Genomic DNA, 21,356 nt, shown 5'->3' with positions numbered 1-21,356 from the left:
AGGGCCAGATGCAACGCTGAACCATGCGGTCACAACAAACCCCGGTTTGATGCGAAGCGGTCCGACGAACGCGATCGACCCACTGGACGGCCTTCAATCTCACATCTACCCGTCCAGAAACCTATAGCCGGTAAACCCATCGTTCGATAGATTGATGCAAGAGGGAGCGGGCGTCGATGCTGATCGGGTACATGCGGGTGTCGACGGGCGAGCAGAATCTCGATCTGCAACGTGATGCGCTCGATCGTGCCGGATGCAACCGGATCTTCGACGACGTTTGCTCGGGCCGTACGACCGAACGGCCTGGGCTCGACAAGGCAATCGATATCATGCGTGATGGCGACGCTCTTGTTGTCTGGAAGCTCGACCGAATTGGACGGTCGCTGCCTCACGTCGTCGGGCTGGTCGGAGATCTGCAGAAGCGCGGCGTCGGCCTGAAGGTGCTGACCGGCGATATCGATACGACGACCGTCACGGGCCGGTTAGTGTTCGGCATCTTCGCAACCCTGGCCGAGTTCGAGCGCGACCTGATCCACGAGCGCACGATGGCAGGGCTGGCTGCGGCCAGGGCCCGTGGCCGCGCGGGCGGGCGGCCACGGGTGATGACGAAACAGAAGTTGAAGGCCGCAATGGCGTTGATGGCAGACCGCGACAATGCCGCGCGCGACGTCGCTGTCCAGCTCGGAGTATCGGTGTCGACACTCTATGCCTATGTCGACGCCAAAGGACAGCCGCGAGAGCGGGCCAGCGAACTGTTGGCCAAGCGCGGGACCAGATCCGCGGCAGCGGCATAGCGTGAAGCGGTGCCAGTCAGCTTTCTCTCGGACGACCAGGCACTGCGATATGGTCGCTTCGTAGGCGATCCGACCTCGGAACAGCTGGCGCGGCACTTTCATCTCGACGATGCGGACCGGGCGTTCATCGGCGCACACCGCGGCGACCACAACCGGCTCGGTGTCGCGGTGCAGCTTGGCTCGTTGAGGCTGCTCGGCACTTTTCTCGAAGATCCGGCGCAAATACCTGCGTCCGTCACGCGATTTGCTGGCGACCAACTGGCGATCGACGGATCGGCCGAACTAATGGCGCGATATTGCGCGACCAAGGGACGATGGCGGCACGGCCCGCGCATCCGCATTCATTATGGCTACCGAGTCTTCTCCGATCCCGGCGTCGCGTTCCGATTGCATCGTTTCCTGTATGCGCTGTGCTGGACGGGCACCGATCGACCGTCGGCCCTGTTCGACGCAGCCGCGACATGGCTGCTCGAGTTCAAGGTGATGTTACCGGGATTGTCCGTCCTCGAGCGCGATATCGCACGGGTCCGCACGCGAGTCGCCGCGCACGTCCATCGCCGCCTGGTCGACAAGCTGACGTCAGAGCAACGTACCCGGCTCGATACGCTCGTCGCTGTTGCCGAAGATGGACGGCAAAGCCCGCTCGATCGACTCCGTGATGGGCCATATCTGCAAAGCGGCCCTGAGATCAGCCGGGCCATCGACCGACTGACCGAAATCCGTACATTCACCACAGGCTTGCCCGAACTCGACCGCGTACCGCCCGGCAAGGCCGCCGCATTAGCGCGATTTGCCGGCGCCGCGAAAGCGCAGGCCGTCGCCCGGTTGCCGGACGATCGCCGCGCGGCGACCCTGGTTGCCTTCATCCGGACGCTTGAAGCGTCGGCCAGCGACGATGTCATCGACCTGTTCGACGCCGTGTCGACCAAGATGTTCTCCAATGCGCGCATCAACGCCAAGGAGGCGCGGATGCGCTCACTGCGCGATCTCGACGCCGCATCGCTCCGGCTTCGCGATGTCGGGGCGGTGCTGCTCGATGACAGTATCGGCGACACCGAGGTCCGCGCAGCCGTGTTCGCGCTCGTCGACCGGGCAGCGCTGACCGAGGCCGTCGCGCAGGTGAACCTGCTCGCCCGGCCGACCGACGAGAGCTACTTCGTCGAGTTGCGCCAGCAGACTGGCACGATGCGCTATCTGCCGAAGATGCTTGCTGGGCTCGATCTTGCGGCGGCGCCAGCGGGGCAGCCGCTGTTGGACGCGGTCGATCACCTGCGGAGAGTTCACCAGGGTGAAAAGCGCCGTGGACCGGTACCAACATCTTTCGTACCCAAGGCCTGGGCCCGCCAGCTGAAGACCGCGGACGGTGCATTCGATCTGATCGGATACCGGCTTTGTACGCTCGACCGACTACGCCGCGCCATCCGTCGCCGCGACGTCTTTCCCGTTCGCTCACTTCGCTATGCCGATCCTCGCAAGGGCCTACTGACGGGAGCTGGCTGGGAGGCGGCGCGACCGACGGTATGCCGCACGGTCGGCGTGGCGGTCGCTGGCGACGAGGAAATCGCCAAACTTTCGGCGCGGCTCGATCTTGCCTACCGCGAAACAGCCGCGCGCGTGCCGGACAACGATGCGGTGACAATTACGAAGACCGCGAGCGCCGCCGACCTATCAATCGCACCGCTCGATAAGATCGACGAGCCATTGAGCCTCACCAACCTGCATAATGCGATCGATGCGCGACTGCCGCGGCTCGATCTCCCCGAGCTGATCCTGGAGATGCACGCGCGAACGGGGTTCGGGGCAGCGTTCACTCATGCCAGTGAGGGCAATGCGCGCGCTGAGGATATAGCGACCACGATCTGTGCAGTGCTTGTCGCGGAGGCAACCAATACCGGGTTCGAGCCGCTTGTCCGCTCGGAGGTCCCCGCCTTGCGCCGGTCGCGGCTGAGCTGGGTGAAGCAGAACTTCATGCGGGCCGAAACGCTGACGGCGGCCAACGCGCTACTGGTCGCCGCGCATAACAGGATTCCACTGACCCGTGCCTGGGGCGGCGGCGAGGTCGCCTCGGCCGATGGGCTGCGATTCACCGTGCCGGTCCGCACGATCCACGCCGGCCCGAACCCGCGCTATTTCGGGCGCGAACGCGGCGTCACCTGGTACAATCTGGTTTCCGACCGTTTTTCCGGGCTGAATGCCGTGACGGTCCCCGGTACGTTGCGCGACAGCCTCCATCTGCTGGCGGTCGTGCTCGACCAGGAAACCGAATTGCGGCCAAGCGAAATCATGACCGATACGGCCGGCTATACCGACACGATTTTCGGCGTTTTCTACCTCCTCGGGCTCCAGTTCTCGCCGCGCATCGCCGATATCGGCGGCGCGCGGTTCTGGCGTGTCGATGGAAAGGCCGATTACGGTGTGCTGGACGACCTCGCGTCGAACAGGATCAACACCAAGCTGATCGTCGAGCACTGGGATGACCTGCTGCGCCTGGCCGGATCGCTCAAACTCGGCGTCGTGCGCGCGACTGGGCTCACCCGTGTCCTTCAGACCAACGATCGCCCGACCAAGCTAGCGCGCGCGCTCCAGGAACTTGGCCGCCTCATCAAGTCGCTCTACATGCTGCGGTTCATCGATGACGAAACCTACCGGCGACGCATCCTGGTCCAGCTCAACCGGGGCGAGAGCCGTCACCAGCTCGCCCGCACCGTATTCCACGGCAAGCGCGGTGAGCTTCGTCAGCGTTACCGCGAAGGGCAAGAAGATCAACTCGGCGCGCTTGGGCTCGTCGTCAATCTGGTCGTGCTCTGGAACACGATCTACATCGACGCCGCGCTCAACCAGCTCCGCACCGAAGGTCATGTGATCCTCGACGAGGACGTCGCGCGCCTCTCGCCGCTCGGCTCCCAACACATCAACATGCTCGGGCGCTACGCCTTCACCATCCCCGACATGGTCGCGCGCGGCGAGCTGCGGCCGCTCCGTGATCCCAGCGTCACGGGCATCGACGATGCCTGAAGCCGCGCCTTATGTAGGTTTTCTGTTCCGTTGCTACTCAACCCCCGACTTGCACCTCCACGGGCGGCACAGGCGAGGCGAGCGGGCGATAGGGATCGAGCCGGTGAGTCGAACTCCACAACAGAAAGCCCAGTCCGATCACGATGCCGATTGGCGGGATCCACACCAAGATTTCCAAGGGCCAGGAGAAGCCCCAGTTCGGCTGGTACGTATCGCCTTTGTTGGACAGCCGATAGTGCCATGCCATCAGCGGCACGAGGATAAGGACCGGCCCGGCTACAAAAACGAGCACCACGGCAACGATAAGGTACAAGTGCCACTGCTCGGCCGCGACCGGTCCGGCATGATCGACGACGCCTATCCGCAAGGCGTCGCAACCACCGAGCAGCGGCGCGGAAAGAAGTGCGAGTAAGAAGGATTGACGTGAAAGCACGGGCCGACCCTAGGCCAAAACTATGAGCCCGCACCTGCTTTTGTCACGAACGGAGCCGGCTGGTGCGTGGCTGCTTGGCTTGAGCCGGGATCAGAAATCCGCGTTTTGCCGGCTTTCACTCGGTTCATCGCGGTGATGCGCTTGACGTGCGCTATACTACAGCCAGCCAACTCAGCCGTGCGGGCAATGCTCAGGCCTGTTTCGCGCAAGGCCACGATGCGCTTGTGCAGAGCCAGGTCCGGCTTACGGCCGCTATACCTCCCCGCTCGTTTGGCGATTTCAATGCCTTCGCGCTGACGCTCACGGCGGGTCTCGTAATCGTCGCGCGCAGTCTGAAGAGCGACGCGCAGCAACATGTCCTGCACTGCTTCAAGCACGATACGTGCGACGCCGCTGCTATCGGCGACAAGCTCCGACAGATCGACGATGCCCGGTACCGCCAACCGAGCGCCTTGAGCCCTGATCGTTGCCACCAGCAGTTCCGCTTCGGTGAGTGGCAGACGGCTGATACGGTCGATCTTCTCGGCCACTACCACCTCGCCCGGCTGCAGGTCGGCGACCATGCGCAAGAGTTCGGGCCGGTCAGGCCGGGCGCCCGACGCCTTCTCGCGATAGACCGCCGCGACGTAATAGCCTGCCGCACGCGCGCCTGCGACGATCGCCTCCTGCCGGGTGAGATCCTGCTCGTCCGTGCTTACGCGCAGGTACACTCGTGCAGCGCGCATCGGGTTCGTCATGTTGGCTCCGTTCGGTACACCCATACGAGCCACGGCTGCGGCAATCGGCTCAGAATAGCAAGTCCCGATCCTGTCGAGCCTAGCTCAACAAGCCAGACCTAAGTAGCTATTGGGCGCGGACATGAACGACCACTGATCACCAAAGCCGTAGAAGTGCCCTGCTTCGCGCTACCTTTCAGCGGCAAAAGCCGGTATGGGTATGGTGGTTGGGTCAGGCAAGCGAGTTTAGTGTAGATGGAAGCACAGAGGGTCAAGATTGTGGACGGCGGTAAACTCGTGATTCCGGCGGCTATGCGCCGGGAGCTCGGGATCACTACGGGTGACACCGTTCTCGTCGATGTGGACGATGGCGAGTTGCGGGTACGTTCCGTGCCGAGAGCACTTGAACGTGCTCGCGCCATCCTGCGCAGGTATGTGCCCGAAGGCGTCGGTTTGGCTGACGAGCTGATTGCGGAGCGCCGGCGCGAGGCGGAGCGTGAGTAGCAAGGTCGTACTCGACGCCTCCGCCCTGCTCTGCCTTCTCAACGACGAACCCGGGGCGGATCGGGTAGTCGACGTCCTCACTCGTAGCATCATCGGAACGACCAACCTCGCCGAGGTCGTCTCCAAGCTTCGGGACCGAGGATTGCCGCTCGACGAGGTACGTGAGGCGCTTGGCGGGCTGCACCTCGATGTCCGGCCGCTCTCCCCTGCCCAGGCGCTTATCATAGGCGACCTTCGGCCTCCGACGAAGGCGCTTGGTCTTTCGCTTGGTGACCGAGCGTGCCTTGCCTTGGCGATCGACCTGCAGGCGGAAATGTTCACGACGGATGGCCCGTTGGCGAGCGCGGATGTGGGAATCACCATCACCAACGTACGGCCGCTTGCGGGGTGATCGCACATTCGTGCTTTTGGGTACGGTTCAGCAGGTTGCCATGCTTGCCGTAATCTCACCAGACGAGACGATGTGAACGTCCATAGGATATGTCGAACCGATGAACGAGAAGCAGGCGCGGCAACTCTTACGAACGGCCGACGAGGATGAGCCAGTCTTGTTAACGCCAGCCGTTCTTCAGAAGCTCGACGTGAGCGATGTTCAGGACGGCTGCGGGTTTCAGATTGGTCAGATCAAGGGTGGTGTCCACCACCTAGATTGGAACGGAACCGTCTACCGGCGCGGTAGTGCTCTGGTCGGGGAAGCCGATCATACATGGACACGCAAATACTGGTACTCGCCCATTGGTCTCGAGCAGTACCTCGACCTGATTAGACGAGCTGTTGAAGCCCGGCAGAAGTCTTCCGGCGATACCGAGGTGTCCTACCAAGATGATGACGGCGCGTATGTCGCGTTGCGCTTCGAAATCACCACGGCAGAGACGAACCTCTCGAAAGCCTACCTTGCAGTCCGCAGGGTCGCCGAGCAAGTAGAGGAGGCCGCTTCAGATGCAGCAGACGAGGTAGGACAGCGCATCGCTGAGATAGCGGCGCGCCTTTCCGGTTGGGGGAGCCTGTCTCTCGACGCGCTGGTAGATGCGGTGGAGAATGCATCGAACAATCAAGCTAAGGGTCGCTCGCTCGAAGAGCTGTGCGCTCGCCTTTTCGAGACTGTGGCGGGGATGACCGTCTCCCAGCGTATCCTCACCGAGACCGAGGAGATCGACATTTCTCTTTTAAACGGCAGCAATGAGACCCGGTTGAAGCGTGAGGGAGCAATCATCCTAGCCGAGTGTAAGAATTGGTCAGGCAAGTGTGGGAAGAACGAGTTTGTTGTTTTTCGATCGAAGCTTGAGAATAGGGCTCAGCGAGCGACTCTCGGGTTTTTGATTTCATGGAACGGGTTCACCGAGACCGTCACGAAGGAGATGCTGAGGGGAAGCCGCGAAGACTTGTTAATCGTGCCGCTAGCGGGGGATGACCTTCGTCGGGCTGTTCGTGACGGCGACTTCACCAACGTCATGCTTCGAGCGTGGGACGCGGCTGTCGCAATGTAACGGAATCTGGGCCGACTTCCCCACGGATGGGTCGTCGAGAGCGGCTGAGCGCAACAAACGGCTGAATGTCTGCCGTTTAAGGCGAGTATCCACCATTTTGAGGTGCCTCTGGAAGGGGCGGCCTTGTCCACTGTTTCAGGAAAACCGACAGGTGTCTGTCGTTTTGCGAAGATCGCAAGACAATTCCACGTTCGCTCTGAAACGGTGTCATAGATCGGTGGATATTGCCTTCAGAAATGTACCGAGATCACAGGATTTTTCCCCAGATCGCAGGATCTTTAACGAAGATTCCGTCGTCCGGGTAGTCGGAGCCAATCCCAACAAGGTTGAAGTTGGACGACAAGTCGGCATCGGAGGTTGTGGCGGGGATTCACCGGACAACGTATACTTCGTGTTCCTGATTGAGCGGATTCTGACCCCCATTGATCGGACAAGCTTCAGCGCCGTAACCGATATCGACCGCCTGACGACGCGAACGCGGGCGGTTCAGCCTTGCCCCGTTTGCTGCACGGGATTGAATCGCTGCGCCTCCTCGACGATCGCGACATTGGCGCCGTGGATGATCCGCAGCCCCTCGTCGGTGGGCACCAGCACCAGCGTCATTCGGTCGCGGCTCGGCGGCTTCAACCTTCCATCGGGCTGACGGAACGCATCGATCCAGAAGCGCGCTACCGTCACCGCGCCGCCGCCGGGCAGCGGCACGATCGCCTCAATCTCCTCCAGCTTCACCGCGACACCCTTAAACATCAGTTCGAAATAGGCGCGGTGTGCCTTGTCGACGTCGTCGCGCCCCTGCCAGTGCATCCCGACTATGTTTACCCAGTGCGTTTCAGGATCGAGCAGAGCTGCAAGCGCGTCGAGATCATCAGCGTTCCAGGCACCGACCCATGCCTCCACCACCTCCGCCACCTGACGCGCGAGCGCCGCACTCACCTCAGCTGCCATACCCTGTTCCTCTGCTCGCGGAAATCCGAGAGCATCGTAGCCGCAGCCCGTCGCGGCTGCTTGAACTTATCGGACGCCGGTGCGTGCGCGTTTCGCTCGGCATGTCTGAAAGTTTCAATCGCCGCTCCGAAACCAGAGGCAGACAGGTCGCCCGGGGGTGCCCGCTGACATATTCAATTTGGGGGATTCGCATGGCCACCATCCCACTACCCGACCACATAGCGGCCGAACGGCGCTTCTATCTCTGGATGTCTGTCGCCGTCGCGGCCGCCGTAGTGGTGGGTTTCGGCCGTAATATCGCCCTCGGCCGGGTGGATGCGCTGACGCTGCCGATCCAGGTCCAATTCCATGCCCTCGCCTTTGCCGGCTGGATACTTCTCTATGTGGTTCAGAACCTGCTCGTTGAGCGCGGATCGATCGCCCTGCACCGGCGACTGGGCTGGTGCGGCGCGGCGCTCACCGCGGCAATGGTGCCGCTGGGGATCGTCGCCACGGTAATGTGCATCGAGCGCGGCGCGGTTCCCTTCTTCTTCCCACACAATATCTTTCTGGTGGTGAATATCCTGGGGGTGCTCGGCTTCGGTGGGTTAGCGGCGGCGGCGATCGTGATGCGGAGGCGGCCCGACTGGCATCGCCGGCTGATGCTGTCGGCAGCGATCATGCTGATGGCGCCGGCATTCGGCCGATTGCTGCCGATGGCGGCGCTCGGACCGCTGGCGCCCCTGGCCCTTACCGCGTCGCTCCTTGCCTATGCCGGAGCAGGCATTTTCTTCGACATCATCACCTATCGGCGCGTCCACCGAGCATGGTGTGTCGGAACCGCCGCAATCCTCGCAGTGCAGTTTGCGACCGGTCCGCTCGCCTTCAGCGCGCCGGCTCGCGCGCTTACAGCACAGCTCGAACCGATCGCTCAGGTCGAGGGCAGCCGCGCCCATTGATCGAAAAAGGTTGATGGCGGCGCGCCGGTGAGATCGCGGCATTCTCGCGTGAAATGTGCCTGGTCGGCATAGCCGGATTCATGGGCAAGATTGGTCCAGTGCGCCTCCGGCCGGCGTCGCCGGGCCTCCAGCGTGGCGTTCAGGCGAATGGTTCGGGCGTAGAGCTTGGGGCTCAAGCCTACCTGTGCGGCAAAGCGCCGGGCAAACTGACGCTCGCTCAGTTCGGCCCAGCCGGCCAGCACATCGACGCGGATCCGGCCGCCTGAGCGCAACAGAAGCCGGGCGGCAAGATCGACCTGGTCGGCTGCGCGGGCGCCGTCCGCCAGACGGGCGAGCCACCGCTCGGCGGCCGCGACCCGCGCCGCAAAGTCCGCAGCACCCAATACCGCGTCACGCAAACCTGCCGCGAGCCGCCCGAAAACATCTGCCATATCGACGCCACGATTGGCGATCACGGTCATATCGAGACCGACCAGCCGATGGATCGCGCCGGGGCGAAAGCGGATCGAGAAGGCTTTGATCTCTCCCGCCATGAGCAAGCGCGTGGTTCCCACGCCGTGAGGACCGACCAGCGACACTTCAGGAGACATCTCGAACGCGCCGCCCTGTTGAGAAACACGATAATTCTCGGCCAGGTAGATTTCGATGAAAAGGTCCGGACGCGCAGGCAGCGGATGGGTCAGGCTCGCTTCACGGAAATGTGCGATCCGCTCCTCGAATCTGGACACCAACGATCGCAGCTGCGGCTGGGCCGGTTGCTTGTGCAGAAGCACGCGGCGCTCCTTCGAGATTGCGTAGTGTCCACGGTCTTAGCAAAGCAGGGCGTCCACGGCATCAATTCACTTTGCGCCTGTTGCCTGGCGCGACGACGCGTCTTACATATTGGGTAACCGTCTTACGCACCCCGGAGCAACGTCATGACGATGTTCAATGTCCGGTTGTCCGGCGACGTGGAACGCGACCTCGTCGCGCAAGCGAGGGCGCTCGGCCTCAGCAAATCCGAGATCGCGCGCGAGGCGATCACGCAGTTTCTCGACCGCAAGCGGAAGAACGAAACGGATCTGACGGACATCCACGACGACTGGTCGGATTTCGGCGCTGAGGTCGTGGCGGCGCACAAATCGGTGCTGCTGGGCCTGATGAGCAAGCTCGACGATGCCGACTGGGAAGCGATGGTCGAACCCCTCTACCGGATCTTCCGGGCCAAGGTGCTTGAGAAGACCAAGGCGTACAGTGCGCCTTTTCTGAGCACCGTGCAGAGTGATGAACCCTATCTGTGCGCAGCCATCGGGTTTGCGGCAGACGATTGCGAAGAGATCAAGATACCGCTTTCCAAACTATTCTACGATTTCGCGTGGTTTGCCGGCCTGGAGGATTTCAATCGCATCCCGGCCATCTGGGAGAGCGTGAAGCAAAGGCTGTCCGCTGAGGATTCCCAGGCGTAAGCAGCGATGGCCATGCAGCGGCTATGTTCGTATCGACGCTGCGGCCAGATTGAACCGCTCAGCCCCGGTTCAGTCACTCAGTCATATCGGAACGATGACAGTTCAGAGGCGTACAGCCATGCGGTTCTTCCTGCTCCTCCTCGCCGGACTGGGACTCGCTTCACCGGTACTCGCCGATTCAGGCCCGAACCAGCGTGCGGAGGCGAGCCTTGCCAAGGTGCTCGCCGGGCGCGTCGCAGGCGAACCCGTCGACTGCATCCAGTTGCACGATATCGATTCCACCGAGGTGTTCGACAACACCGCAATCCTCTATCGCACGATCGGCGGCAAGCTTTACCTCAACCGTCCGCGATCGGGTCTCGCCTCGCTCAATGACGACGACATCCTCGTGACGAAGAGCTGGACGCCGGAGCTATGCAGCATCGACACGGTCAACCTCGTCGACCGGACATCGCATTTTCCGACGGGGTTCGTGTTTCTCGGTAAGTTCGTTCCCTATTCGAAGGCGCAGCCCTCCAGATAGGGACCGCTTGCCTGCTGGTTCGAACGATCGTCCCGCCTCTTTCAGGATTGCGACGCTTTCACAGTCTGCACGACCTCGAAACCCTCGAAACGAGGATGGCCGATATAAAGCGGCTTATTCTCTCCAGCATTGCGATGGGCCAGGCGGAACTCTTCGGACTGGGTCCACGCCTCAAAATCCTCGCGCGAGCGCCAGATGGTATGCGACGAGAACAGGGTATGATCCTCTCCAGCCGGACCGCGCAGCAGATGGAACTCGACGAAGCCGGGCACGCCGTCGAGGTGAGAGTCGCGCGATGTCCATACCGCCTCGAAGGCGTCTTCCTCGCCCGGTATGATCTGAAAACGGTTCATGGCGATGAACATGCTCTTCCCCTCTTCCGCCGAAGGCTCCGGCAACAGCCGCGATCCGTCCGATACCTCTTCAGGCCATCTCAGCCGCGATGTTCCGCAACGCCTTCTCGAACGCCTCGGGTGGCTGCCCGCCCGAGATCAGGTAGCGATCGTTGACCACCACCGCCGGGACCGCCGAAATGCCACGCGATTGCCAGAGCTGCTCAGCCTTGCGGACCTCCTCGGCAAAGCGCCCCGAAACGAGCACATCGCGCGCCTCCACCGGGTCGAGTCCCGCCGCCGCCGCGGCAGCCACCAGAACGTCCCGATCGGACGGATCCTGCCCGTTCGTGAAATAGGCTTCGAACAGCGTCTTCTTCAGCGCCGTCTGGTGGCCGCTGGCTTCGGCCCAGTGCAGAAGCCGGTGGGCGTCGAACGTGTTGTAGATCCGGCTGTCGTCGGACATCGCCATCGTGAAACCCAGCTCGGCAGCCCGGTCCCGGATCATCGCGCGGTTGGCCGCCGATTGCTGCGGCGTCGAGCCATATTTTTGACCGATATGCTCGACGATATTCTGGCCTTCCGGCGGCATTGCGGGATTGAGCTCGAACGGCTGGAAGGTGATACTGGCGTCAACCTCGCCACCGATACGCTCGAGAGCCTGTTCGAGCCCGCCGAGGCCGATCACGCACCACGGGCAGGAGACATCGGAAACAAAGTCGATCTTCAGAGGCGTGGCCATGGCTGTCTCGCTGTACCGGTTTTTCCGAATATAGATCGTCCCGGATCAATTTCATCGATTCTCCGTGGACTAAAGCCCGACTGAGAATATTCCTGCCCGAAAATGTGAAGATTTGACCTAGGCTTGCGCCAGCGCGCGGCCAGGATGTGAAGCACTTCCGACCCCCAATGCGCCCACTGACCGGCAGAGAATCGGGCCATGAGCGAGTCTCCACAACCTCGCTCGGATGGTGCCGCTCTCGGCCGATTACCGCACCCTCGATTCCTCGGCGTGGCCGCCGCCAGATTTGGCTGGGACGGCTGCGGCCGCATCGCTTCATCCCGCCCGTCGGACAGCCCATCGTGGATTCGGGGCCGAGATTTGCCCCCACCACTCACAATCCCCAGACAGTCATGGGCGAAAAGACGAACTGGGGCTATTTCCATGTCAGATATCCGTGCCGCGGCCACAATGGAGGCCGCGCGCCCCGCAATTGAGCGCCTGCTGCGCGCCGCTTTCGAGCAACTGGACGCATTGACCCCTGACGTCGAAATTCGCCGAAACCTTTACGCCGAATTGATAGCGACCGCAGCCGCCAGCGCGGAAGAGCGCCTTCCCGGCAACAAAGCCGTCCGCGAGACGATCGCCGAGCTGTTTCGCGCTTTCCACGCGCACCCGGCTGACGATGGCGCATGCACCCGGCAAGAACCGTGCCTGTCCTAGCGAGGGCAACTCGCGGCTGTCGCCATGAGCAACCCTCAATCCAGAATGCTTCGGTATCACCTCCCCTTGGCCCGCGAGCCTACCTTTGCCGAGTTGCTTGCCCGCATCGACGCGGCCGACGGCGCCTGGCGCGCTGGACAGGAAGGAGCCTCCGCAATCGACGAAGCGCGACAGAGGGCTGAGATCGCCGCAATGTCTCAAGTACGGGATCCTGTCGTTATAGGGGTCCGAGACACGGATTATGACGTTCCGCGTCGCGACCTATCGCGACCCCGCGAGAAAGCGCGCAATGTTCCCGCAAACAGCGCTGTAAGCCCGTCGCGCGCAAGCAGACACCCGGAAGAAGAGACCGAACCGGCCGCCCAGAAGGAAAGGGCAGCGGCGTCTGCTTTGCTCAGGCCAAGTCGCTATGTACAATCGAACGGGTAGAGGCGGGCGCGTAGGTCAAGCTCGGGGTCATTCGCGCGGACGTTTCGCCAATCGTCATTAATGAGAAGGCCCGCAACCAGACCTGCCACGCTCGTCTCCCGAAGGATCGAACTATGGTCGTGCAGGCGGCAAGCGTCGGTAACGGCGTGGCAAAGAGCGGGATTGCCGCTCGCGTCTGCGCGGGTCAGATGCACTTCCGAGAAATCGATCGGTCCAGGTTCCGAGAGGTTGTTCGAGCGCTCGGTGACGATCCCGTCATGAGCTTTCTTCATGTTGATGAGCTTGATTTTGAGGCTCATGAGTTTGATCGCTGCCTGGGTTCCGGACAGCGCAATAGACGGCCCGAACTCGAATTCCGTTCTGTCATCGTTGTAAAAGAGAGCCGGTATGCTGGCGTAGCGCCGATCCCGCGCGGTCGTGCGCCCTGCGGTCAGTTCCCCCTTCAGCCGATCCCTGCGCTGTTGCATGATCGGGACCACGCGGGTCAGATCCTTGACGCCTTCCGTTCTGGGCGCGAGTGGCGAGATGATTTGAAAAATGCTTCGGCCGATCTGCCCCAAAGCGGTGAGCTCAGCATTCGAGATGGAGCCGCGATTGGGCGTGGCGACGGTGACGACCGTATGGATGCGCGACGGCCAGCTCTCGCTGGCGGCAAGCCGGGAGACCAGACCGCCCATGCTGTAACCGACAAGGTCAATCCGGTCCGCGTCGATTCCGGCGTTCAAGGCTTCGCACAGCGCAGTCCCGTTTCGCTCGAGGCCTGCGGTATGATTATAGCCATATAGATAGAGACCATCGGCTTGTGGCAGCCGCGACCCGATCTCGGTCGCAAAATCACGAAGATCCTCTCGTGTTTGCCGGATGCCATGAAGGACGACGACCGCCCGCGGCCCTTGCTCCTTCCGCAGGGTCAGGAGACCATATTGAGGGGCGGCGCTCATATGGTGACCGTGGCATAAGCGGGTTCTTCGCTTTCGGTGATACGCGCCGTCTCGAATGCATAGCTGTGGGCGGGACGGCGATCCTCGTCTTCGATCGCTTCGCCTGGCACGCTGTGCCGCTGCTTATTGGGGCCGCGTTCTGTCTCTTCTGCCTCGTCGGGCCGTGCCTGAAAGATGAGAAGCGCGGCCTCCACCGGCGCGCCCTCCTGACCTGCCTCGATCAGATCATCGAGCCGAACGCGCAGCCACGCGCGCGATCGGCCGAACGTTCCTCCAACCACGGGCATCGCCGTAGCCGTGCCGAAATCGCGCGCGCCGAGTGCCAGCATTTGGCCGGTGAGGCCCTGAGCATTGAGCGCATCGCTTGCCTCGACATGCCAGGCGAACTGGACGAATTCCTGTCCGACGCCGCTGAGGAATGGATCCCCGAGATCTGCCTCTCCCTCTTTACCCGAACCATAGGGAAGAAGGGTGAGATTGGGGACGACGCCGACCAGTTCAAGCGACGGATCGATCAGATCGAGCGTGTTTCCCGGCAACGCTTCGGCCGGATACCCTACCCGCTCAGCAGCCTGCCGGATCACCTCCCCGAAGACCGAGATCGCCGCCTCCCCGGTCACAATTTCCGGCGTGAGCTGAGGGACGCGGAAATCCGCCGTGCTGGTAACCCTGGACACACTGATCGCCCGGTCGCTTTCGAAAAACTTGGTCACCGGCGCGCCGATCCCCTCGAGGATCGGTCTCCCGAGCTGCGCCAATGCGGAACTGATCGGATCGGGTCCATGGCGCGCGAGCCGCGTTGAAAGCAGGTGCCAAAACCGTGCGGCGATTGCCGGCTTCTCGAACAGCTGCCACTCCTCGTCGCTCAGTCCCTCGCGAAGCCAATCTATCGCTCCGCCCACATCGAAATCGACCGTCCCTCCCGCTATTTCGTCGGCCTCTGACCAGGTATTCAGGGCGACCAAGAGACCGAAGATTTCGACATCAGGCCGGAGTTGCGCATCGGATTGGCCGAAGCGGGAATTTCGCGCGAAGCTCACTCGTCGCCCTTCGATGTCGGCGTGCGCGTTCGCCGGGACATAAGCAGGAGCTTCCGTGGAAAATCGAATACGGCGAAGCGGAATATCGGTGCTCGCGTCCCTCTGTATCCGAGCCTGTTCGGCGCGATCGCCGTCGTTGATCGACCAGCGGCACCAACTCGCGAAGGGGACGAGATTGTCGATATAGGCGGCGATCTCGACCGTTTTCTCCGGTGAACCGCTATGTTCGAGGTCGATGTCCGAGTTGAAGGGAACGAGGTCGAACAGGTCGACGTCGAGGCGATCCTGCCAAGCCGCATAGAGCGCGGCTCGGAAGGCGGTTCCGCCGTGGAGGCTGATTTCCACGCCAGCCCGCCTCGCTATCTCCTCAAAAGAGGCGAAGGCGGCGAAATCCGGCAAGCGCAAAGATGAGATGTCCACCATCGGTTCTCCCCCTGCCCTGAATGGCGAAATGATAGTTCGGATGCCCCCATCTCGCCAGCGCCGAAAACTTCAGGGCGGCGAGGAACGACCATCATCTCCAGCCGAACGGAACCGCTCAGCCCGCGGCAACCTTGTCGCGCCCCTTCTCGGCAACGTATTCGACGGAAACCGGATCAAGCTCCCGCGTTGTCAACCTTGCATTGAGGAGACGTGCTGCCGGGCCTGCCCGAAGCCAGTTCGACGCGCGCTCCAGGTCGAAACGCGGCCGCCTCCTGCTGGCCTCGGGAGTCATGGCTTTCGTCAGGAACACGGCCACCTCGTCCACGCGATACAGACCGCCAAGGCTTGGCAGCGGCATCTCGCGCTGCTGGAGGGCCTGGCGCTTCACATTCAAACGCTCCGCGACGTCGGCGAGACTAACGAGATCGGGTCTCACCTCTCGCAGGCTCGTTCCGGCCGGAAGCGCCTTCAGAAGCTTTCGCGCGGCTTCAAGGATCACGGCTTCGGCATCGCTGCCTTCCTCTTCCAGCTCCACCCCGAGCAAGCCGGGCACGCCTGTGCCGACCAGCGCGTCCTCGAAACCAGCCTCGAAAACGGCATTGGAGATGTCGAGCGGATCGTGCTCGCCCTCAGGAAGAGCGAACAAAAGCTCGAACTCGAACTGCTCAGCCATCGCTGTTTTCCTTCTCATCCAACTTAACGCAGGCAAGTGCCTTCTGCCTCAGTTTCTTGGCATGCTGTTCGGGGTTTTTGGGCGTTGACCAAACCGACATCTGGCAGAACTCGCCACACCGGCATTCGCTGCTATTTGTCGGGCAACGCAACAGGCCCCATGCATGCCCTTTACCTTCAACGACCGTCCAGCCGAGAGCCTCCAACTCTTTGAGAACGGACTCGATCTCCTTCGACTTATGTGTCTTGCGCGCCAAGCTAAGCGACCCCCTTTAACTTGTCAATGGACAAGATAGAATCTACGAAGCCTAGGTGGTCCTCCCGGGTTGGGCAACCGCCGCGACGCACAGGGATCGAAGATTCACCACCCGCCCGGCGTTACCCTCGACACCTAGCTCTCGCGGCCCGGTTCCTGTCTGGCGCGTCCTGAGGGGGCTTCCCTTCCCGGCGGCACGACGGTGACAATATCGTCGAGCTTGATCTGGCTGAGCTTGCACGCGTCGTTCCAGACAAAGAGCCTGCTGGGCGTGCTTCCGATGATAAAGCCGCGCACGCTCTGCCCGTTCATTTGATAGACGGAGCAAAACTCGTCGCACCGACCGACGACGGCAGACTTGATCGCTGCCGCCTCGCGATCGGCGGAGGCCTCGGCCGGGATGCCAAGAACGACGATTCCGAGCAGAACCAGGAACGCGGTGACAACCGTCACCCCGGTTGCCGCGAGCAGCCAGCGAAAGAGCGGGTCGGTGCGGATTCGCAAGCCGAGCTGCCCCATTGCCCCGGCCCGTGCGGGCTTCGCGCTGCCCGGACGATCCAGCCGTACAGCAAAATGTTGCACGACAAGGATGCAGAGATAGGTCAACAGCACGAGCAAAGCGAGCCCGCAGACGACCCACAGCACATGGGCCGCGACCCCTTCTATCCCGTCCGCAATCGCGTCATGCGGAGACATGTCGATAACGCCTGATGAAAGTCCGAAGTCCCGAAGGAATTTCGCACTGTAGGCGCGGTTGTAGAAGAAGATGCCCCCGGCAACGAGGCCTGTCGCGAATGTCAGATTACCGACCGTGGCGAAACGCAGAATCGCCGGAGTGATGTTGGGGGCCCGCCCTGCCACTGTCGCTTCATGGGCGCGAGCCGAGATCCGTTCGAACAAGTGGTTGCCGGTACCGGGAAGGGCGCCGCCGCCCGTAACCGATGGACCCGCAACAACAGGTGGACTCGCGTCCGCCTGCGTGACGCTGCTCTCCGACCCGTCGTTGCCGATCTCCTGAGCGGATTGCTTGCACGCTCCCTGTTCGGTCACATCATCACCCCTGCTACGCCCTTAACGCGCGACCCCTCCCGACCCTTGCCCGCCCGCCTGACCGATAATCGCACCGATTTCTTTCAGGTCGTCAACAGGACCTTCCCGACGACGGCACGGCTCTCAAGCAACTCGTGCGCTTCACGGCCATTCATCATCGGGACCCGTGCGGCGATCGTGGGCCGCACTTTGCCCGCGCGGAGGAGCTCGAACAGCGCTTGCGCCCGTCGACGCCGCTCAGCGGCGCCGGTCAATATGTTCCAGAGGTCGCCGCCCGTCAGCGTCAGCGATCGATCCATGAGAAGACGGGGATCAACCGGGGCGGGATCACCACCCGCAAAGCCGTAGAAGACAACGGCTCCACCGATGCGAACCGCATCGAGACTGTCGCGCAGCGTGGAGCCGACCGACTCGAAAACCACATCCGCCCGGCGGCCAAAGCGGGATTCAATCGTGGAGGGCCAGCCGTCCTCATATCCGAAGGCGGCCATCGCACCCGCCTCGATCGCCGCCTCGCGCTTTTCGACGCTCGAAGCGAGCGCCGCGACCTGGGCGCCCTCTGCTGCCAACATCTGCGTGAGGAGCAGTCCGACGCCGCCCGCCGCCGCATGGACGACGGCAAGCTCGCTCTCCTTCACCTCATAGCTATCACTGACAAGATACTGAGCCGTCAAACCCTGCAGAAGAAGAGCAGCCGCAACGTCATATCCGACATCGTCGGGGAGACGGATGAGCTTGTCGACAGGCACTGCGACCAGCTCCGCGTTGGCGCGGGGGCTGTCCGCAAAGCCCACGCGATCGCCGGTCCGGAAACCCGCGGCCAAAGCTTCCTCAGACAGCTCGGCTATCTCGCCCGCGCCCTCGTATCCCAGAATCCACGGGGGCGTCGCATCCATGAGATAATTGCCGCGACGGCGATAGATGTCCGCGAAATTGAGACCTGCCGAGGCGATCCGCACCAGCGCGCTTCCGGGCCTCAGCACCGGATCATCGATCTCGCGCCACTCCAACACGTCCGGCCCACCAAATCGATCGAAAACAAGCGCGCGCATAGACCCTCTTTGACATCAACCTGAGACCGGTCCGATCAGCCCGTGCCGCCCGGCGTGATCCTCATGGCATCCTGGCCACGCGAAACAACCTCGATCGGCGATCCCGCCGCTGAACGGAACGGGCGTTATCATACCGCTCATTATCCTATCTAGACATCACCACAAATTTTTCTATAATGGTTGTTATCTAATAGAGGTTGTCATGGGACGCCGCCGCGAATTTGACGTCGACAAGGCGCTGGAAGCTGCACTGGCAGTGTTTTGGCAAAAGGGATACGAAGGATCCTCGTTCGAGGACCTGACGCGCGCCACCGGCGTCGCACGCCCAGGGCTCTATTCCGCGTTCGGCAACAAGCGCGCGCTCTTCCTCAAGGCGCTCGATCGCTACGACGCGAAATACATGACCTATCTCGGCGAAGCACTCGCCGAGCCCCGCATTCGCGACGTCATTCGCCGCTTCTTCGAAGGCGCGATCGAGGTTCAAACCTTGGGTGGGCACGCCCGGGGCTGCGCGGTCGTCAACGGCGCGCTGGCATGTTCGGACGCGACCGAGCCGATCCGGCAGGAACTCATCGCCCGGCAAGCCGAAACCGAACACGCTTGGCGCGCCAGGCTCGAGCGCGCCGTGCAAGAGGGTGAGCTGCCTCCCACGACGAACTGTGAGATGCTCGCAACGTACATAATGGCCGTCAACCAGGGGCTTGGCGTCCAGGCGAAATCGGGGGTTCCCAAGGCCGTGCTGTGCGCGATCGCTGACCATGTGCTTGCGACGTGGCCAGCATCGCTGGCTGAGGTCGAAGCGGAGCCTCGCGCTCTCCCGAACTGAATCTCGCGAGACGTATCCGAGGTACTTGGGCTTGTAACAAATACCCCCGATGAACACGGCATGGACACAGCGCGCCGTGAACGCCGCCTTTGGCTGGCGACCCATATCGTGCCGCACGAGCCAGCACTGCGCGAGTGGCTCTCGCGCCTCGCCGGTGTCGGGCACGACCAGATCGACGATCTCGTCCAGGAGACCTACGCAACCCTCGCCCGCAAGGAAGAGGTCGCGTCGGTCAATAACCCGCGCGCCTATGCCTTTCAGGTAGCCCGGTCGATCCTGCTGCAGCAACTCCGCCGCGCAAGGATCGTCGCCTTCGGCACGCTGACTGATCTCGACCAGTCCGATGAAGCGTCCGACATGCCTTCACCAGAGCAGCACGCCATCGCGCGTGACGAATACGCCCGAGTGGTTCAAGCCATCGCCGCGATGCCGCAGCAGACGCGCGAAGCATTTCACCTTCGCCGGGTCGAGGGGCTGTCGCAGCGCGAGATCGCCGCGAGGCTGGGCGTTTCTGAAAATATCGTCGAGAAACACATCACGCGCGGTATCAAGCTGCTGATGGAGGAATTCGGCCGTGGCGGAAAGACCCGCTCCGGTGCATCTAGTATCCAGCAGGAAGGACGAATGCCCGAACATGACCACCCGCGAGCCCGCGCAGAGCAATAACGACGCTGCGGCAGCTTGGGCGGCTCGGATCGACCGTGGTCTGAATTCAGGCGAACAACAGGAACTCGAGGAATGGCTCGGCGGCGACCCGCGCCGCCACGGCGCACTCGTCCGCGCTGAATCGATCTGGATCCACGCCGAGCGCGCGGCCTCTCTCGGCCCGCTGATCGCCTCCCCGACCATCGCTGCGCCCCCTGCCCCCGAACAAGCTGTCGAGGAACTCGCAACACGACCCCGGCTCACGCGCCGCAGCCTTCTGGTCGGCGGTGGCGCCCTCGCAGCCTGTCTTGCCGGCGGGATCGCCCTGCCGCCCCTGCTGGAGCGCGCCAGGACCCTACGCAGCGGCATCGGCGAAATCAGGCGTGTCCCGCTCGACGATGGCTCGATAGTGACACTCGACACCGACAGCGTGTTGGAAGTCGCTTTCACGCAGCTCTCTCGCCTCGTTCGCCTCCGCTCAGGAGGCGCTTACTTCGAGGTCGCAGAGGGACCGCAGCCGTTCCTTGTCGAAACCGCGGGCTTGGTGATGCGAACGACCGCTTCTGCATTTTCCGTCCGCGCAATCGCTGGGCTCCCGACCACCTTGCTTGTCAGCAGGGGAGACGTCGAACTCAGCCAATCGCATAACGGCGCCAACGTCAGCGTTGCCTCCAACATGCGCGCAACGTTGCCCGAGGGAGCCCCGTCCCTCAGCGACATGAAGGTTCAGTCGCTCCCCCCTGAGGAAATCGACCGGTCTCTCTCCTGGCGCAACGGCACGCTTTCCTTTGAAGGCGAAACGCTCGGCGAGGCGGCAGCGGCTTTCCGCCGCTACGGCTTGCCTGCCATCGAGATCACGGATGCGAAACTCGCGCGCAAGCCGATCACCGGCGTCTTCACCGCCAACGACCCGGCCGGCTTCGCGCGTGCCGCTGCCATCAGCCTCGACGCAAGCGCAACTGGCGATGAGAAGCTCATTCGCATGAGATCCGCACAGACGAGGTAAAAAACTTCCTCGAATTCGGCGGAAACCTATCTGCCCGGCATCTAGGTAAGTGAAGACCGGGCTCCCGGCCAAACCAAGAGGAACAAGATGCGGATCATGCCTTATGGCGCCACCGTGGCGGTGGCCGCCTTGTGTTGCGTTGCGTCTCCTGCCTTTGCCGAGATTCGGCACTTCAATCTACCTGCGCAGCCCGCAATTAAGGGCATTCCGGCGTTTGGCCGCCAAGCTGGCCTTCGTATCATCGCGCCTGCCGATGGCCTCAAAGGCCGCACGACCCGTCCTGTCCGCGGGGACATGGACGTCCAGGTCGCTTTGGCCCGGCTTCTGGACGGAACGGGGCTCGTGGATGCGCCGGTGACAAAGCAGGCCATCGGAACGCCGGCGTTGTGCTGAGCGTGGCGGAGTAAAATCCGGCCAGTGGTTAGGCTGATCCCTTTTGG

25 protein-coding genes are annotated in these 21,356 nt (G+C 62.5%); 13 read left to right on the top strand and 12 right to left on the bottom strand.

Going from position 1 to position 21,356, the window contains the following annotated elements; all coding sequences use genetic code 11:
- Positions 1 to 176: 176 nt before the first annotated feature.
- Both ASE22_RS25530 and ASE22_RS25525 read left to right on the top strand, forming a co-directional pair.
- Positions 177 to 794, top strand: coding sequence for a recombinase family protein (locus ASE22_RS25530; protein ID WP_015449304.1), 618 nt, complete (start codon positions 177 to 179; stop codon positions 792 to 794).
- 9 nt (positions 795 to 803) lie between these two features.
- Positions 804 to 3,809: a Tn3 family transposase gene (locus ASE22_RS25525; protein WP_015449303.1), complete on the top strand. Its 3,006-nt coding sequence runs from the start codon at positions 804 to 806 to the stop codon at positions 3,807 to 3,809.
- Between the two features lie 37 nt (positions 3,810 to 3,846).
- Here the strand turns inward: ASE22_RS25525 and ASE22_RS25520 are convergent, their stop codons facing one another.
- Together ASE22_RS25520 and ASE22_RS25515 are read right to left on the bottom strand one after the other, a co-directional pair.
- Positions 3,847 to 4,242, bottom strand: coding sequence for a hypothetical protein (locus ASE22_RS25520; RefSeq protein WP_200933157.1), 396 nt, complete (start codon positions 4,240 to 4,242; stop codon positions 3,847 to 3,849).
- A 20-nt stretch (positions 4,243 to 4,262) separates the two neighbouring features.
- Entirely contained in the window at positions 4,263 to 4,979 is a 717-nt protein-coding gene (locus ASE22_RS25515) for a recombinase family protein (RefSeq protein ID WP_414886295.1), read from the bottom strand.
- A gap of 234 nt (positions 4,980 to 5,213) precedes the next feature.
- On the opposite strand from ASE22_RS25515, the gene ASE22_RS25510 reads away from it, so the two are divergent.
- The 3 genes from ASE22_RS25510 to ASE22_RS25500 all read left to right on the top strand — a co-directional run bounded on the left by ASE22_RS25510 (position 5,214) and on the right by ASE22_RS25500 (position 6,949).
- Positions 5,214 to 5,462 carry an AbrB/MazE/SpoVT family DNA-binding domain-containing protein gene (locus tag ASE22_RS25510; RefSeq protein WP_056366715.1) on the top strand — a complete coding sequence of 83 codons (249 nt, stop codon included), beginning with the start codon at positions 5,214 to 5,216 and terminating at the stop codon, positions 5,460 to 5,462.
- Positions 5,455 to 5,853, top strand: a complete 399-nt coding sequence (locus ASE22_RS25505; protein ID WP_082545427.1) for a type II toxin-antitoxin system VapC family toxin — start codon at positions 5,455 to 5,457, stop codon at positions 5,851 to 5,853. Before ASE22_RS25510 ends, ASE22_RS25505 begins: the two co-directional genes overlap by 8 nt.
- Before the next feature lie 100 nt (positions 5,854 to 5,953).
- A complete protein-coding gene (locus ASE22_RS25500; RefSeq protein ID WP_056366710.1) occupies positions 5,954 to 6,949 on the top strand; it encodes a restriction endonuclease in 996 nt (331 codons plus the stop codon).
- A 486-nt stretch (positions 6,950 to 7,435) separates the two neighbouring features.
- Here ASE22_RS25500 and ASE22_RS25495 read toward each other — a convergent pair whose 3' ends face one another.
- Positions 7,436 to 7,894: an SgcJ/EcaC family oxidoreductase gene (locus ASE22_RS25495; protein ID WP_056601415.1), complete on the bottom strand. Its 459-nt coding sequence runs from the start codon at positions 7,892 to 7,894 to the stop codon at positions 7,436 to 7,438.
- 191 nt (positions 7,895 to 8,085) lie between these two features.
- On the opposite strand from ASE22_RS25495, the gene ASE22_RS25490 reads away from it, so the two are divergent.
- Positions 8,086 to 8,832 carry a hypothetical protein gene (locus ASE22_RS25490; RefSeq protein WP_056366704.1) on the top strand — a complete coding sequence of 249 codons (747 nt, stop codon included), beginning with the start codon at positions 8,086 to 8,088 and terminating at the stop codon, positions 8,830 to 8,832.
- Here the strand turns inward: ASE22_RS25490 and ASE22_RS25485 are convergent.
- Positions 8,805 to 9,605 (bottom strand): helix-turn-helix domain-containing protein, encoded by an 801-nt coding sequence (locus ASE22_RS25485; protein ID WP_056366699.1) that lies wholly within the window; start codon positions 9,603 to 9,605, stop codon positions 8,805 to 8,807. The two genes, ASE22_RS25490 and ASE22_RS25485, sit on opposite strands and share 28 nt — an antisense overlap.
- Positions 9,606 to 9,749: 144 nt before the next feature.
- On the opposite strand from ASE22_RS25485, the gene ASE22_RS25480 reads away from it, so the two are divergent.
- Both ASE22_RS25480 and ASE22_RS25475 read left to right on the top strand, forming a co-directional pair.
- Positions 9,750 to 10,277, top strand: a complete 528-nt coding sequence (locus ASE22_RS25480) for a ribbon-helix-helix protein, CopG family (protein WP_056366696.1) — start codon at positions 9,750 to 9,752, stop codon at positions 10,275 to 10,277.
- A gap of 118 nt (positions 10,278 to 10,395) precedes the next feature.
- Positions 10,396 to 10,800: a hypothetical protein gene (locus tag ASE22_RS25475; protein ID WP_056366693.1), complete on the top strand. Its 405-nt coding sequence runs from the start codon at positions 10,396 to 10,398 to the stop codon at positions 10,798 to 10,800.
- A 41-nt stretch (positions 10,801 to 10,841) separates the two neighbouring features.
- Here ASE22_RS25475 and ASE22_RS25470 read toward each other — a convergent pair whose 3' ends face one another.
- Both ASE22_RS25470 and ASE22_RS25465 read right to left on the bottom strand, forming a co-directional pair.
- The gene (locus ASE22_RS25470; RefSeq protein ID WP_056366690.1) at positions 10,842 to 11,165 is read right to left on the bottom strand and encodes an antibiotic biosynthesis monooxygenase family protein; all 324 of its coding nucleotides are present in this window, start codon (positions 11,163 to 11,165) and stop codon (positions 10,842 to 10,844) included.
- A gap of 58 nt (positions 11,166 to 11,223) precedes the next feature.
- Complete coding sequence (locus tag ASE22_RS25465; protein ID WP_056366686.1) at positions 11,224 to 11,874, bottom strand: DsbA family oxidoreductase; 651 nt, start codon at positions 11,872 to 11,874, stop codon at positions 11,224 to 11,226.
- A gap of 423 nt (positions 11,875 to 12,297) precedes the next feature.
- Here ASE22_RS25465 and ASE22_RS27085 point away from each other — a divergent pair, with 423 nt between their 5' ends.
- Positions 12,298 to 12,576 carry a hypothetical protein gene (locus ASE22_RS27085; protein ID WP_156397212.1) on the top strand — a complete coding sequence of 93 codons (279 nt, stop codon included), beginning with the start codon at positions 12,298 to 12,300 and terminating at the stop codon, positions 12,574 to 12,576.
- Between the two features lie 407 nt (positions 12,577 to 12,983).
- Here ASE22_RS27085 and ASE22_RS25455 read toward each other — a convergent pair whose 3' ends face one another.
- The 6 genes from ASE22_RS25455 to ASE22_RS25435 form a co-directional block, all read right to left on the bottom strand.
- A complete protein-coding gene (locus tag ASE22_RS25455; protein WP_056366682.1) occupies positions 12,984 to 13,946 on the bottom strand; it encodes an esterase/lipase family protein in 963 nt (320 codons plus the stop codon).
- Positions 13,943 to 15,409, bottom strand: a complete 1,467-nt coding sequence (locus ASE22_RS25450; protein ID WP_156397213.1) for a hypothetical protein — start codon at positions 15,407 to 15,409, stop codon at positions 13,943 to 13,945. Before ASE22_RS25450 ends, ASE22_RS25455 begins: the two co-directional genes overlap by 4 nt.
- A 115-nt stretch (positions 15,410 to 15,524) precedes the next feature.
- Positions 15,525 to 16,082 carry a hypothetical protein gene (locus ASE22_RS25445; RefSeq protein ID WP_056366676.1) on the bottom strand — a complete coding sequence of 186 codons (558 nt, stop codon included), beginning with the start codon at positions 16,080 to 16,082 and terminating at the stop codon, positions 15,525 to 15,527.
- Entirely contained in the window at positions 16,075 to 16,338 is a 264-nt protein-coding gene (locus tag ASE22_RS26445; protein WP_082545428.1) for a hypothetical protein, read from the bottom strand. Before ASE22_RS26445 ends, ASE22_RS25445 begins: the two co-directional genes overlap by 8 nt.
- Before the next feature lie 134 nt (positions 16,339 to 16,472).
- On the bottom strand, positions 16,473 to 17,387 hold the full coding sequence (locus tag ASE22_RS25440; RefSeq protein WP_056366673.1) for a hypothetical protein: 915 nt from the start codon (positions 17,385 to 17,387) through the stop codon (positions 16,473 to 16,475).
- Between the two features lie 83 nt (positions 17,388 to 17,470).
- Positions 17,471 to 18,439, bottom strand: coding sequence for a zinc-binding dehydrogenase (locus ASE22_RS25435; protein WP_056366671.1), 969 nt, complete (start codon positions 18,437 to 18,439; stop codon positions 17,471 to 17,473).
- 202 nt (positions 18,440 to 18,641) lie between these two features.
- Between ASE22_RS25435 and ASE22_RS25430 the strand changes: the two genes are divergently transcribed.
- From ASE22_RS25430 to ASE22_RS25415, 4 genes are all read left to right on the top strand, one after another.
- Positions 18,642 to 19,265, top strand: coding sequence for a TetR/AcrR family transcriptional regulator (locus ASE22_RS25430; protein WP_056366667.1), 624 nt, complete (start codon positions 18,642 to 18,644; stop codon positions 19,263 to 19,265).
- Positions 19,266 to 19,325: 60 nt separating this feature from the next.
- Positions 19,326 to 19,931, top strand: coding sequence for an RNA polymerase sigma factor (locus tag ASE22_RS25425; RefSeq protein ID WP_056366664.1), 606 nt, complete (start codon positions 19,326 to 19,328; stop codon positions 19,929 to 19,931).
- On the top strand, positions 19,900 to 20,916 hold the full coding sequence (locus ASE22_RS25420) for a FecR family protein (RefSeq protein ID WP_056366661.1): 1,017 nt from the start codon (positions 19,900 to 19,902) through the stop codon (positions 20,914 to 20,916). Before ASE22_RS25425 ends, ASE22_RS25420 begins: the two co-directional genes overlap by 32 nt.
- Positions 20,917 to 21,003: 87 nt before the next feature.
- Positions 21,004 to 21,309, top strand: a complete 306-nt coding sequence (locus tag ASE22_RS25415; protein ID WP_056366658.1) for an STN domain-containing protein — start codon at positions 21,004 to 21,006, stop codon at positions 21,307 to 21,309.
- Positions 21,310 to 21,356: the final 47 nt, after the last annotated feature.

It is taken from the genome of Sphingomonas sp. Root720 (genome assembly GCF_001428605.1).
In the GTDB taxonomy this organism is placed as follows: domain Bacteria; phylum Pseudomonadota; class Alphaproteobacteria; order Sphingomonadales; family Sphingomonadaceae; genus Rhizorhabdus.
This window is presented reverse-complemented; position numbering and strand designations above follow the sequence as displayed.

Coding starts and splice junctions, on each gene's coding strand:
- ASE22_RS25530 (WP_015449304.1), top strand. CDS start 177: ATGCTGATCGGGTACATGCGGGTGTCGACGGGCGAGCAGAATCTCGAT.
- ASE22_RS25515 (WP_414886295.1), bottom strand. CDS start 4,979: ATGACGAACCCGATGCGCGCTGCACGAGTGTACCTGCGCGTAAGCACG.
- ASE22_RS25510 (WP_056366715.1), top strand. CDS start 5,214: ATGGAAGCACAGAGGGTCAAGATTGTGGACGGCGGTAAACTCGTGATT.
- ASE22_RS25500 (WP_056366710.1), top strand. CDS start 5,954: ATGAACGAGAAGCAGGCGCGGCAACTCTTACGAACGGCCGACGAGGAT.
- ASE22_RS25495 (WP_056601415.1), bottom strand. CDS start 7,894: ATGGCAGCTGAGGTGAGTGCGGCGCTCGCGCGTCAGGTGGCGGAGGTG.
- ASE22_RS25490 (WP_056366704.1), top strand. CDS start 8,086: ATGGCCACCATCCCACTACCCGACCACATAGCGGCCGAACGGCGCTTC.
- ASE22_RS25480 (WP_056366696.1), top strand. CDS start 9,750: ATGACGATGTTCAATGTCCGGTTGTCCGGCGACGTGGAACGCGACCTC.
- ASE22_RS25475 (WP_056366693.1), top strand. CDS start 10,396: ATGCGGTTCTTCCTGCTCCTCCTCGCCGGACTGGGACTCGCTTCACCG.
- ASE22_RS25470 (WP_056366690.1), bottom strand. CDS start 11,165: ATGTTCATCGCCATGAACCGTTTTCAGATCATACCGGGCGAGGAAGAC.
- ASE22_RS25465 (WP_056366686.1), bottom strand. CDS start 11,874: ATGGCCACGCCTCTGAAGATCGACTTTGTTTCCGATGTCTCCTGCCCG.
- ASE22_RS27085 (WP_156397212.1), top strand. CDS start 12,298: ATGTCAGATATCCGTGCCGCGGCCACAATGGAGGCCGCGCGCCCCGCA.
- ASE22_RS25455 (WP_056366682.1), bottom strand. CDS start 13,946: ATGAGCGCCGCCCCTCAATATGGTCTCCTGACCCTGCGGAAGGAGCAA.
- ASE22_RS25450 (WP_156397213.1), bottom strand. CDS start 15,409: ATGGTGGACATCTCATCTTTGCGCTTGCCGGATTTCGCCGCCTTCGCC.
- ASE22_RS25445 (WP_056366676.1), bottom strand. CDS start 16,082: ATGGCTGAGCAGTTCGAGTTCGAGCTTTTGTTCGCTCTTCCTGAGGGC.
- ASE22_RS25435 (WP_056366671.1), bottom strand. CDS start 18,439: ATGCGCGCGCTTGTTTTCGATCGATTTGGTGGGCCGGACGTGTTGGAG.
- ASE22_RS25430 (WP_056366667.1), top strand. CDS start 18,642: ATGGGACGCCGCCGCGAATTTGACGTCGACAAGGCGCTGGAAGCTGCA.
- ASE22_RS25425 (WP_056366664.1), top strand. CDS start 19,326: ATGGACACAGCGCGCCGTGAACGCCGCCTTTGGCTGGCGACCCATATC.
- ASE22_RS25420 (WP_056366661.1), top strand. CDS start 19,900: ATGACCACCCGCGAGCCCGCGCAGAGCAATAACGACGCTGCGGCAGCT.
- ASE22_RS25415 (WP_056366658.1), top strand. CDS start 21,004: ATGCGGATCATGCCTTATGGCGCCACCGTGGCGGTGGCCGCCTTGTGT.